We start from the raw sequence: 12,775 nt of genomic DNA on the forward strand, positions 1-12,775 counted from the left end.
AATATCATAAAAACAAAAAAATCAAAATAAAAACTAGATTATAAAATATAATCTAGTTTTTATTTTTGTGAATTAAACAATAGGTTCTTTAACTTTGTTATTATAAATTTCATTTTCTATATCTGAATCTAAAAAAATTGAATTTAAAATTTCTGGGTTTTGACAATCTAAAATTAAATCAACTTTTTTTATCAATTCACATCCGACTGTATAAATATCATTGTTTCTTGTGGCTTTGTTTGAAGTTAATAAATAAAACATAATTATCCTCCTAATAACTTGTACTAGGAGGATTGACAATTGAATTAATAATTATTCAATAAATATAAAAATTGATAAAAACGTATAAAAGTACAAAACGTAAGTACGAAATTGCAAATACTTATTAAACTTAAATCAATACAATATTAATATAAAGAATAATAAGGAGGAATACAATTGGAAGATGTATCTAAAAAAATATTGGGGATAGACATAGAAACACTAGAATCTTGTAAGGGATTAAACACTGCAAAAGAAATATCACAGCAAGCTAGAGTATGGAGAGAGGCTGCAAGTAATTTATATGACAATAGGGGTGATATAAAAAAATTTATTGAAGATGTTACTAGTAAAAAAAATTGCAGAATTATATTAACAGGTGCTGGAACATCTGCATTTGCAGGAGAAACTTGCGAACCGTACTTAACGAAATTATTAAATAAAAAAGTGGAAGCAATAGCTACAACAGACTTAGTTGCAAGTCCTAGTAATTACTTTATAAAAGATATACCAACTATTTTAGTTTCATTTGCAAGGTCAGGCAATTCACCAGAGAGTGTACACGCAGTAAAATTAGCAAATGAAATTATAGATGATTTATACCAAATCATAATAACTTGTAATGGAAATGGTAAATTGGCATTAAATACGAAAGATGATGAAAAAAGTTTATTACTTCTTATGCCACCAGAGACTAATGATTTAGGCTTTGCAATGACAAGTAGTTTTACAACTATGGTTTTAAGTTGTTTAGGAGTATTTAATATTGAAAAAATTGATATGTTTATACAAGATACAAAAAATCTTTCAAAATGTGTAGAAAAATTTATAGAAACAAATTTAGAATCAATAGATAAACTAGCAAAAGAAAAATTTGAAAGAATAATATATTTAGGTTCTGGAACAAGTAAAGGTATAGCTAGGGAGAGTGCACTTAAAGTTTTAGAGCTAACAGCTGGCAAAGTAAATGCAAGTTATGATACACCTTTAGGTTTTAGACATGGGCCTAAATCCGTTATAAACGATGAAAGTATAACTGTAATTTATATATCAAATGAAAATTACACTAGGCTTTATGATTTAGATTTGGCTAAAGAAATGTTAGCGCATAGAAAAAAAGATAAAGTTGTATTAATAGGTTCAAACATAAATCAAAATTTAAAAGATAAAGCTGATTATGTATTTAATATAGAAAATATTGATTACAACATAGAAAATGAAGCACTACTTCCATTACAACAAATAATATTTGGGCAGATATTATCATTTTTAAAATCTAAAGAGTTAGGAATTACACCAGATAATCCATGTCCAACAGGAGAGGTAAACAGAGTAGTACAAGGGGTTATACTACATGATTTAAATAAATAAAAGGGGGGGAAGGAATATGAGTTTATTATCGACTAAAGAAATTTTGATCAAAGCGCAAAAAGAGGGATACGCAGTTCCGGCTTTTAATATACACAATTTAGAGACAATACAAGTTGTTTTAGATGCAGCTAGAAACTTGAAATCACCAGTTATTTTAGCTGCGACTCCATCAACTGTAAAGTATGCAGATGAGAACTATCTTTTAGCTATAATTGAAAAAGCAAGTGAGTTAAACAATATACCATTAACATTTCATTTAGATCATCATGAAAATGTAGAAGATATAAAAAGGATAATAAATCTTGGGTGCAAATCAGTTATGATAGATGCATCGAAGCACGAGTTTAGAAAGAATATAGAAATTGTAAAAGATGTAGTTGAATACGCTCATTTATATGGAGCTACTGTAGAAGCTGAACTAGGAAAGCTTGGTGGAGTAGAGGATGATTTAAATGTAGATGAAAAGGATGCATTTTTAACAGATCCAAAAGAAGCGTATGAATTTGTAAAAATCACAGGAGTTGATTCACTAGCAGTTGCAATTGGAACAGCTCATGGACTTTATAAAAGTGAACCTAAATTAGACTTTGACAGATTAGAAAAAATTAAAAATATGGTTGAGGTACCATTAGTACTTCATGGTGCGTCTGGAGTACCTTATGAATCAGTTCAAAAATCAATTAAAAAAGGTATATGTAAAGTAAATATAGCAACAGAACTTAAAATACCTTTTTCAAATGCTATAAAAGAATATTTTAATGAAAATCCTAATGCATCTGATCCAAGACAATATCTAGTGCCTGCAAAGAATGCTATGTATGATGTTGTAGTTGAAAAAATAAAGATGTGTAAGAGTGAGAATAAAGCATATGATATCAGTTATAACATTTAATCCATCTATAGATAGATTATATAAATTAGATAAATTTGAAATTGGTTCTGTTCAAAGAGCTGATTTAGTTAACCCAACTGCAGGCGGAAAAGGGTTAAATGTAGCAAAAGTTTTAAAAAATCTGGGGGAAGATGTTAATTGTATAGGATTTTTAGGTGGATTTAATGGTGAATATATAAAATCTAAATTAAAAGATATAGGAATAGAAAATAAATTTACGCCTATACAAGAAGAGACTAGAATTTGTTTAAATATAATGGATTCAAACAATGTAAGTACAGAGGTGTTAGAGAAAGGTCCAAATATAAGTAAAGAAGAAATTAATAGATTTGAAAAAGACTTAGAAGAAGTTTTAAAAGATACACATGTTTTAGTTGCATCAGGTAGCTTAGCAAAGGGATTGCCGACAGATTATTATTTTAAAATTGGAGAAATATGCAATCAAAGAAATATAAAGTTTATCTTAGATAGTAGTGGGGAAAGTCTTAGGTTCGGGATGAACTCAAGTCCATATCTTATAAAACCTAATATTGATGAACTAGAAAGTTTAAGTGGATTAAAAATAAAAAGTATAGAGGATATTATAAGTGTAGCAGAAAGTATGCTTTCAAGTGGAGTAAAAAATATATGTGTATCAATGGGAAAAGATGGAATGATATTTATAAATAAAGATTATATATATAAAGTTGAAATACCTAAAATAGAGGTTATAAACCCTGTTGGAAGTGGAGATTCTAGTATAGCTGGTTTTGCTTTAGGAATAGATAAAGGTTATGATTTAGAAAATACTTTGAAATTAGCAAATGCATGTGGAATGTCAAATGCAATGAACATATCTACAGGATCTATAAATTTAGATGATATTAATAAATTTATAGATGAAATTAAAGTAAATGAATATGTTAAAAAAACTTAATCTACCAATATAGGAGGGCGTATATGTATTATATAGGGGTAGACGGTGGAGGTACAAAAACTACATTTACCATGATAAATAATATGGGGGAAAAAATTACACAATATACAACGAAAACGACTCATTATGAGCAAGTAGGATTTGATGGATTAGAAGATATATTGAACGAAGGATTAAGTGAAATTATAGAAAAATCAAACGTAGATATTGATAAAATAGATAGTGTTTTTCTTGGGATTCCTGGATATGGAGAAGTTAAAAGTGTTGTGAAAAAAATAAATTGTATATGTGAACGAGTATTTAATAAAATTGACTTTAGAATTGGAAATGATGTAGAAGCTGGGTTTGAAGGTTCTTTAGCAGGTAAACCTGGAATAAATATAGTTAGTGGAACAGGCTCGATTGCACTTGGAAAAGATGTATATGGAAATACAATAAGATGTGGTGGATGGGGAGATTATGTAGGCGATGAAGGATCTGCACATTGGATAGGGAAAAAAACTATCGAAGTATTTTCAAAAGAATCGGATAAAAGACTAAACAGAGGTATGATTTATGAAAAAGTCAGAGAACGCTTAAATATATCTGATGATTTTGAAATAATTGATTATGTTTTAAATAAAATAAATAAAGATAGAACTCAAATTGCACAATTTTCTAAAATATGTTTTGAAAGTGCTAAATTAAATGATGAAAATGCATTAGAAATATTTAATTTAGCTGGATACGAGCTTAGTTTATTAGCAAAGATGATAATAAATGAATTGGAATTTGAAGATGAAATAACTATATCTTATTCAGGTGGAGTATTTAAAAGTGGAGACTTAATTATTAACCCGATAAAAAATAATTTAAGCGGATATAATGTAAAGCTTATAAAGCCTATCTTAGAACCAGATATGGGAGCGTGTTTACTAGCTTATAAAATAAAAAATAATCATATAAGTAATGAAGTTTTAAATAATATGATTAATAAAACTGAATATAGTTTTTCATAAAATAAGGAAGGTAATTTTACCTTCCTTTACTTATATATAGATTTGGAATATTCAGTGGGGGATATTCCAAAATGAGATTTAAATTTACGAGAAAAATAATGAATAGAAGAAAAACCTAATATCTCAGAAATTTGGCTAAATGTATAACTAGAGCTTTTTATAAGTTCTTTGCTTTTATTTAGTTTTATATCGTTTATATAATGTTTAACCGTTTTATCCGTATTTTTCTTAAATATAGAATGCAAAGTTGTACTACTTATGCAAAATTCATTACATAATGTATTTATGCTTATGTTTTTATTAATATTTTTATCAATGTATTTTAAAATGTTATTCAACAAGTCATCTTCATAAGATTGTTGCATATGTGTAGTTGGTTTGTGTTGACCTTGAAAATTTTTAAACCTTAAAGTATTTATAATAAGCTGCTTTAAATAGCAAAGTGATAAGTCATCAGAATATTTATCTTGATTTGACAATTCATTAATAAGATTTTGTATAATATGATGTGAATCACGGTTTAAGGTAAATACTTTATTGCATAGAAACTCATAATCATTAAAATCCATATTAAAATTTATGGTTAGATATGAACAAGTATTTTCTTCTATTGTATACTGGTTATGAAATTGAAGTGGGGCATAAAATATTAAATCACCTTGATTTAAGGTATAAGAATTACTATCTATATCTGTATTTAACATACCTTTATCTACATAAGTAAGTTCCCAATAAGGATGTGATTCTCCTTTGAAAATATAACTACAACCTTTTTCTTGATAAAATTTAGTGTAAATTTCATTTATATGTAATGAAGGTGATATTGATGAGTATACGTAATCGTGTGTTAAAGGGATTGAATTAAATTTATATGAAGGTTTTGATATATATATTGAAGACTTATCTGATATCGATATAAAGTTGAAATAAAGTCCTTTTTTTAACCTTATAGGTCTATTTACTATAAATGAGTTTAAGCTAGAAGAATCAAATGACACTAAAATCATAACAACTCCAGATAAAACTTTTATAAAAACCTCATCGTTTGTTAAAACTTTTAAATCACTAATACTCTTATTTGTAAAATTATGAAGATAAGAGTTATCAATCTCATTATAAGTATTTATTACTTCTCCAAAAAATTTAAACTTAGGAGATGTGATTTTATCAAACATAACAACCTCCAATTATAGGATATAATATATATTATATGAATGTTAAATACTAAATACTATAAATATAGGATTAAAATATTTTGTATATCTAAATTAGATATGAATGTGAATAAGCTAAAAAAGTAGAAAGCAATACTAATTTAAATATGGTAATATTAGGGTATAAATATATTAAGGAAAAAGGTGATAAAATGAGAGCTGAAATTATAACTGTAGGAACTGAAATTTTATTAGGTGATATCGTAAATACAAATTCTCAGTTTTTAGCAAAAGAGTTAGCAAATATTGGGATAGATGTATATCATCAAGGTACAGTTGGAGATAATGAAACAAGACTTATGGAGTCTTTAAATGAAGGTTTAAAAAGAAGTGACATAATAATTACCACTGGAGGTCTTGGGCCAACGAAAGATGATATGACTAAAGAAGTAGCTGCTAAGTGTTTTGGTCAAGAATTGGTTTTATATATGGATATTTGGAAAGATATTAAATCTTATTTTAACAAGTTAGGGTTAGAGTTAACTGAGAATAATAAAAAGCAAGCATATTTTCCAAAAGACTGCATTATATTAAATAATCCTAATGGAACGGCTCCAGGAGCAATATTAAAAAAAGATAATAAAATGATAATACTATTACCAGGACCGCCAAAAGAAATGATACCTATGTTCAATAATGAGTTAAAGAAACACTTATTATGTTTAACTGATTATAAACTTGTATCAAAAACATTAAGATTCTTTGGAATAGGTGAATCTTCATTAGAAGATAAGTTAATAGATATGATAAATAATCAAAAAAATCCTACTATTGCACCTTATGCTAAAGAGGGTGAAGTAACTATTAGAATAACTGCAAAAGCTGAAAATACTGAAAAAGCAAATGAACTAATAAAAAATGTAGAAGATGAAATCAATAATAGGGTAGGAAATTACATATATGGTTATGATGATACTACTTTAGAGGAAGAAGTAGCAAAATTATTGGTTGAAAAGAATATGACTATAGCTGTAAGTGAATCATGCACAGGAGGAATGGTTTCATCAAAATTAATAAACTATCCTGGAATTTCTCAAAGTTTCTTAGAAGGATGTGTTACTTATTCCAATGAAGCTAAAATGAAAAGACTAGGGGTTAAAAAAGATACTTTAGATAAATTTGGAGCAGTAAGTGAAGAAACAGCTATTGAGATGGCTATGGGAGTTGCTAAGTCTTTAGGTGCTAATATTGGGGTATCTACAACTGGAATAGCAGGTCCTGGAGGCGGAACTGATGAAAAACCTGTTGGGTTAGTTTATATAGGACTTTATATAAATGGAGAAATTAAAGTTAAAAAATGTAATCTAGCTGGAAGTAGAGAGAAAATAAGATCTAGAGCTACAAGCGAAGCACTAAACTTAGTTAGAACAGAACTTATAAAGTAAAAGGAGTAAGCTAATGATAAAATATATATTTTGTGATTTAGATGGAACATTATATCACAATGGAATATCTAAAGAAGATGCAAATGCTATAAATAATATAGAAAAACAAGGAGTTACATTTAATATAGCTACTGGAAGAATTTTTTCTCAAGCTGTAAAGATGACTCAAGATGATATTGATATGAATGGATATTATATATGTGAAAATGGATCATATATATATGATTGCAATAAAAATTTAGTTTTTAAAGGAACAATAGATGATAATATAGTAAAAAAAGTGATTGCTTTATATGAATCAGATAACGCAACATTATACTTTAAGTATAATGGAAAGGTAGTATTACTAGAAGAAAATGATTGCTTTAAGATTTATTCAGATGAATATTTAGTAGACAAAGAATTTGCAAATAAAAATACCTACAATGACCTTGTAGGTAATATAGGTATAGTATCTAAAGATGTAGATGAACTATATAGATTAGAATCTTTTTTAATTGAAGAATTCAATGATGTTTTAGACATATATTTTTCATCTGAATATACCTTAAACTTAGTTCCTAAAGGTGTTTCAAAACATGCAGCTATAAAAAATGTATGCAAAGGTTTAGGAGTTAGTTTAGATGAAGTAGCAACTATAGGAGATTCTCCAAATGATATAAGTATGCTTAAAACTACTAAATATAGTTTTGCAATGAAAAATTCAAGAAAAGAAGTACAAGAAAGTGCAAATTATACTGCTAGTTCTGTAGAAGATGCAATTAGAAAGATAAAAGAAATTAATGAAGATTTAAATTCATAGGAGGAAGTTATGAAGAAGGTATTAGTTTTATTAGCAAATGGATTTGAAGAAATAGAGGCATTAAGTGTAGTTAATGTATTTAGAAGAGCTCAAGTAATTTGTCATATGGGAAGTCTTGACACTGAATATGTAAAAGGTACTCATAATATAGAAGTTAAATCAGATGTAAATATAAATGATATAAACATAAATGAGTATGATGGAGTTGTATTACCAGGAGGACTTCCAGGAGCATATAATCTAAGAGATAGTGAAAAAGTTAGAGAAATAGTACAAAAGTTTAATAATGATGGTAAAATTATAGCTGCTATATGCGCAGCTCCAGAGGCACTAGAAAGTTTTAATATATTAAATGGAAAAAAATGCACATCATATCCAGGATTTATAAAAGATAAGAGTAATCTAAACTATATAGAAAACCAAATAGTTGTAGAGGCTGGAAATATAATAACTAGTAGAGGACCAGCAACAGCTATAGAATTTTCATTAGCAATACTGAAGAAACTTGGATATAAAAAAGAATATGAAGAAATAAAAGAAGGTATGTTAGTAAACTTTTATAACGAATTTAAATAAAAATTATTAATTAAAAACCATTAAATGATAAATATATAAGTTTAGCTTATATATTTATCATTTTTTTTTATTTATAAATATTTTCGTATAAGTCTACTTGCTTTAGATTGAGATATGTTTAATGCTTTAGCTAACTTATATGAACTTGGATTGCTTTTATAGTATTTACAAATTAAAAGCTTCTCATAATTTTCCATTAAATTATCTAATGAATTATTTTCTTCATCTTTTACAAAATCTACGTTGTGAAGGACTGATTTTGGTAAGTGGTGTAATTCAATGTAGTCTGAGCTTGAAGTAACTAAAATATTTTGAATTATATTTTCAAGTTCTCTCATATTTCCAGGGTAATTGTAGTTCAAAAGTACGTTTATAACTTCTGTAGACATACTTTTATCTAGATTGAAAATGTTTGAGTATTTTTTGAAAAAGTGAAAAATAAGCTCTAATAAATCTTCTTTACGATCTCGAAGAGGTGGAATTTTTAGTTCTACCACGTTTATTCTATAATATAAATCCTCTCTAAATTTTTTTTGATTTATAGAATTTATTAAATCAACATTAGTTGCAGAAATAAATCGTATATCAACTTTTTTAGTTTTTACTCCTCCAACTGAAGTAAATGTTTTATCTTGAATAAGTTGTAAAAACTTAGATTGAAGTTCTTTGGGGATATCGCCAATTTCATCAAGAAATAAAGTCCCTTCATTTGCTAACTCAACTAGTCCTATTTTACCCTTTGAATTAGCCCCAGTGAATGCACCGCCCTCGTAACCAAATAATTCAGATTCAAGAAGGTTTGGAGAAATAGTTGAACAATTTATTGTTATAAATGGTTTTCCAGCTCTTTTACTATTTAAATGTATGTGTTTAGCAAGTGTAGTTTTACCACATCCTGATTCACCAAGTAATAAAACATTTACATTTGTTTTAGCAACATTTCTTGCTATTTCTAAAATTGATTTCATGCTGGATCCTTTTATAGTAGTATCATTATAAATTAATGACTGAGATTTATTAAATGAACTTATTGTATTTTCATATAATTTTATTTTTTCTTTTATACTATTTAATTCACTTATATCCCTAGAATTTTCTACTATAAATTCTATATCACCATTTTCATCAAAAACAGGTGTTGCGGTTATTATAAGTGTTTTTCCAGTTATAGTTTTCTGTTCCATAGAAACTTTTTTCTTATGTTTAACAACAGAAGGAATAGGTGTTTGATTAGAGTAGCCAGCTTCATTTAAGAACATTGCTGTTTTTCCTATCATATCCTCTCTATCTATACCGTAGTTAGATTCAAATGCTTTATTACAATAAATCATATACCCATCTTTATCACATACAAAAATTTCATCATGAGAAGATTCTACTATTCTTTCAAAAAAATCTTTAGTGTATTGCATTAATATATCCCCCGAAATAATAAATTATAAACTATCTATTTAAAACTCCTTAATTATAGTATATATATAAGTCAAAATCAACTTATTATAAATGAATACTTAATGGATTTTAATATTATAAGTCTATTTTAACTTATATAAAAAGTGAAAATGAGTTTAAATTGACTTATATACAATGAGAAAATGTTTCCAAAGCAAGTGATTTCAATTAGAAAAAGCTTGGAATGATTTGGCATAGAAATTGCTAAAATAAATAATCGTAATAGTAGTATAGATAGGAGGATTTTTTTATGGAACAAAGAAGTAAAGGGTATATATTTGTTGTAACAGCAGGAGTTTTATGGGCTACTATTGGATTATTTGCGAATTCACTATTAAACTTAGGGCTAACTCCAGAACAAGTTGCATTTTTAAGATTATTTTTAGGGTTTTTGATATTATTTATTTATAGTTGTGTAAAAATGCCAAATGCACTTAAGATAAACAGAAAAGGATTAATGTATTGTATTCTTGTAGGTATAATAAGCCAGGCTGGGTTTAATATATGCTATTTTAATGCTATAGATTCTATTGGAGTTTCGGCATCTGCAGTACTTTTATACACATCTCCATTGTTTTTAGCAATGCTATCAATGGCAATTTTTAAAGAAAGACTTAATAAGTCTAAAGTTATGTCACTATGTATTTGTTTTTGTGGATCGATATTAGCAGTAACAGGAGGAAGTTTAGATTTAGGTCAACTTAGCACACAAGGTATTTTACTAGGGATAATGTCAGCTATAACATATGCATGTATGTCCATAATAAGTAAAGGTGCATTAAAAGAATGTGAAGGGATAACCCTGTTGATATATGGATTTCTAATCGGGTCTATATTAATGATACCTTTAGCTAATCCTATACAAATTATTTCATATGCAAATAATATAGGTACTGTGTTTACTATATTAGGATTAGGGATAATACCTGCAGCTGGTGCATATATATTTTATTTAAATGGAATTTCAACAGGTATTGATTTATCAATAGCTGGAATATTAGCATCTGCAGAGCTTATAGTATCTGTAATAATAGGTTGGACATTGCTTGGAGAAAACTTTTCTATAGTGAAAGCTATAGGGGTTTTATTTATGGTTGTTTCTGCGATTATATCAATTAAAAAACCTAACAATAAATTTGAAGAAGATAATGATAATATTAGCTCAGGAAATAAAATAAAACTTCATACAGCAAATTAACTGTAATAAAAAATAAGCTATCTACTTAGATAGCTTATTTTTTATTACAGTATTTAATTCCTTGATACGAATTTCTTTCTCTCATAGTATCATCTATAGCATTTAGAACTTCCCACTTTTTAAGACTCCACATAGGACCTACTATTTCATCTCTTTTACCGTCTCCAGTAAGTCTATGAACCACCATTTCAGGAGGCATAATTTCTAACTGGTCACACACTAAGTTTATATAATCATCTTTCTCCATTAAATTAAACATACCTTTTTTTAACATGTTTTCCATAGGTGTTTCTTTTAAAACATGAAGTAAGTGTATCTTTATTCCATGAACACCAAGATCAGCAACTGCTTTAGCTGTTTCCATCATCATATTATAGTCTTCTCCAGGCAATCCATTTATGATATGAACAACTGTTTTTATATTATGTTTTTTTAACTTTTCAACACCTTCTAAAAACGTATTATAATCATGACCTCTATTTATAATTTTAGATGTCTCATCATGAATCGTTTGAAGTCCTAGTTCAACCCATAAGTTTGTTTTTTTATTAAGTTCAGATAAATATTCTAAAACATCGTCTGGTAAACAATCTGGTCTAGTAGAAATTGAAAGTCCTATTACATCATCTAAATTTAATATAGTTTCATATTTTTCTTTTAATACACTTACTGGAGCATGAGTGTTAGTAAAAGCTTGGAAATATCCAATGTATTTTGCGTTATGCCATTTTTTATGCATCATTTCTTTTATATCTTCAAATTGCTTTATTAAATTATCGTTAGGATTTCCTGCAAAATCTCCAGAACCTTGTTTACTACAGTAAGTACATCCACCATAAGCAACAGTTCCATCTATATTGGGGCAAGAAAAACCTGCATTTATAGATACCTTAAAAACTTTTTCTCCAAAATTGCTTCTAAGGTAATAATTCCATGTATGATACCTTTTATTATCAAAGGCATATTTAAAATTTGTCAAATTAATCACCTTTTCTTTGTTTGTATTAAATTTACTTATACAATATTAACATAAAAAACAATCTTATACAAACCAAGGATTAATTTAACTATAAAAAATAGTACCTTAATTTAAGGTACTATTTTTTATAGTTTTTTTAACTTATTTCCAGTTGATAAAAGTTGGAACCCGATTAAAACGAAAATTAAAGATAAAAATGTAGCTATAAATCCTGATAAGAATAAAGGTGAAAGGATTAGTATTAATCCACATATTAATAAAAAACCATTAAAACCATTAAACTTTATATAAGGATTTTTTCTGCTATTAAAAAAAGCAATAATTTGTGTTACTAAAAGATATGCACCAAGTATAGATGAAAAGAATCCTTGTATTTGTTGAGGGAAAATAAAAAATAATAGCGCAACAATTATAAGAATAATTTCTCTGTTTTTATAAGGCTTTAGAGTTTCTTTAGACTCGTATCTTTTAAGTTCGTTTATAGTTTTTAGATTTAAGTATGCTAAAAACAAACAAACTGCTCCTAAGCCAAATGATAATACTTTAATGCCTAAATTTTTAAATAAAAGGGAAAGAGTTCCAATAAGTAAAAGTAAAATCCCCATTATTATAAAATTATTTGCATTTTCTTTTTGATTAAAATTATTAAAGTTAAAATTTATATTCATTTATATCACCTCTTTAAATCATTAAAAAAATTATAACAAAAAAAAAGTAACTATAAAATACTT

Annotated in this window: 13 protein-coding genes; 8 read left to right on the forward strand and 5 right to left on the reverse strand. The window is 27.1% G+C overall.

What is annotated here, in order from left to right; translation table 11 throughout:
• Positions 1-72: 72 nt before the first annotated feature.
• On the reverse strand, positions 73-261 hold the full coding sequence (locus tag ACN6I1_RS05065; protein ID WP_195946608.1) for a hypothetical protein: 189 nt from the start codon (positions 259-261) through the stop codon (positions 73-75).
• Between the two features lie 177 nt (positions 262-438).
• Here ACN6I1_RS05065 and ACN6I1_RS05070 point away from each other — a divergent pair, with 177 nt between their 5' ends.
• From ACN6I1_RS05070 to ACN6I1_RS05085, 4 genes are read left to right on the forward strand one after another with little or no spacing between them, the layout of a single operon-like run.
• Positions 439-1,632: an SIS domain-containing protein gene (locus tag ACN6I1_RS05070; RefSeq protein ID WP_419742966.1), complete on the forward strand. Its 1,194-nt coding sequence runs from the start codon at positions 439-441 to the stop codon at positions 1,630-1,632.
• A gap of 16 nt (positions 1,633-1,648) precedes the next feature.
• Entirely contained in the window at positions 1,649-2,524 is an 876-nt protein-coding gene (locus tag ACN6I1_RS05075) for a tagatose bisphosphate family class II aldolase (protein WP_419742967.1), read from the forward strand.
• Complete coding sequence (pfkB, locus tag ACN6I1_RS05080) at positions 2,487-3,440, forward strand: 1-phosphofructokinase (protein ID WP_419742968.1); 954 nt, start codon at positions 2,487-2,489, stop codon at positions 3,438-3,440. The genes ACN6I1_RS05075 and pfkB overlap by 38 nt, the downstream gene beginning before the upstream one ends.
• Before the next feature lie 23 nt (positions 3,441-3,463).
• Positions 3,464-4,438 carry an N-acetylglucosamine kinase gene (locus ACN6I1_RS05085; RefSeq protein WP_419742969.1) on the forward strand — a complete coding sequence of 325 codons (975 nt, stop codon included), beginning with the start codon at positions 3,464-3,466 and terminating at the stop codon, positions 4,436-4,438.
• Between the two features lie 26 nt (positions 4,439-4,464).
• Here ACN6I1_RS05085 and ACN6I1_RS05090 read toward each other — a convergent pair whose 3' ends face one another.
• Positions 4,465-5,613 (reverse strand): AraC family transcriptional regulator, encoded by a 1,149-nt coding sequence (locus tag ACN6I1_RS05090; protein ID WP_419742970.1) that lies wholly within the window; start codon positions 5,611-5,613, stop codon positions 4,465-4,467.
• A gap of 191 nt (positions 5,614-5,804) precedes the next feature.
• Here ACN6I1_RS05090 and ACN6I1_RS05095 point away from each other — a divergent pair, with 191 nt between their 5' ends.
• Genes ACN6I1_RS05095 through ACN6I1_RS05105 form a run of 3 tightly spaced genes read left to right on the forward strand, consistent with a single transcriptional unit; the run spans position 5,805 to position 8,415 of the window.
• Entirely contained in the window at positions 5,805-7,037 is a 1,233-nt protein-coding gene (locus ACN6I1_RS05095) for a competence/damage-inducible protein A (protein WP_419742971.1), read from the forward strand.
• A 13-nt stretch (positions 7,038-7,050) separates the two neighbouring features.
• Positions 7,051-7,839 (forward strand): HAD family hydrolase, encoded by a 789-nt coding sequence (locus tag ACN6I1_RS05100; RefSeq protein WP_419742972.1) that lies wholly within the window; start codon positions 7,051-7,053, stop codon positions 7,837-7,839.
• A gap of 9 nt (positions 7,840-7,848) precedes the next feature.
• A complete protein-coding gene (locus ACN6I1_RS05105) occupies positions 7,849-8,415 on the forward strand; it encodes a DJ-1 family glyoxalase III (protein WP_419742973.1) in 567 nt (188 codons plus the stop codon).
• Positions 8,416-8,486: 71 nt separating this feature from the next.
• Here the strand turns inward: ACN6I1_RS05105 and ACN6I1_RS05110 are convergent, their stop codons facing one another.
• On the reverse strand, positions 8,487-9,827 hold the full coding sequence (locus ACN6I1_RS05110) for a sigma-54 interaction domain-containing protein (protein ID WP_419742974.1): 1,341 nt from the start codon (positions 9,825-9,827) through the stop codon (positions 8,487-8,489).
• Positions 9,828-10,117: 290 nt separating this feature from the next.
• On the opposite strand from ACN6I1_RS05110, the gene ACN6I1_RS05115 reads away from it, so the two are divergent.
• Complete coding sequence (locus ACN6I1_RS05115; protein ID WP_021429163.1) at positions 10,118-11,065, forward strand: DMT family transporter; 948 nt, start codon at positions 10,118-10,120, stop codon at positions 11,063-11,065.
• 34 nt (positions 11,066-11,099) lie between these two features.
• Here the strand turns inward: ACN6I1_RS05115 and ACN6I1_RS05120 are convergent, their stop codons facing one another.
• Both ACN6I1_RS05120 and ACN6I1_RS05125 read right to left on the reverse strand, forming a co-directional pair.
• Positions 11,100-12,044 carry a TIGR01212 family radical SAM protein gene (locus ACN6I1_RS05120; protein ID WP_419742975.1) on the reverse strand — a complete coding sequence of 315 codons (945 nt, stop codon included), beginning with the start codon at positions 12,042-12,044 and terminating at the stop codon, positions 11,100-11,102.
• Between the two features lie 125 nt (positions 12,045-12,169).
• A complete protein-coding gene (locus ACN6I1_RS05125) occupies positions 12,170-12,712 on the reverse strand; it encodes a DUF308 domain-containing protein (RefSeq protein WP_053830957.1) in 543 nt (180 codons plus the stop codon).
• Positions 12,713-12,775: the final 63 nt, after the last annotated feature.

The organism is Paraclostridium dentum (genome assembly GCF_048568265.1).
Lineage (GTDB): Bacteria > Bacillota > Clostridia > Peptostreptococcales > Peptostreptococcaceae > Paraclostridium > Paraclostridium dentum.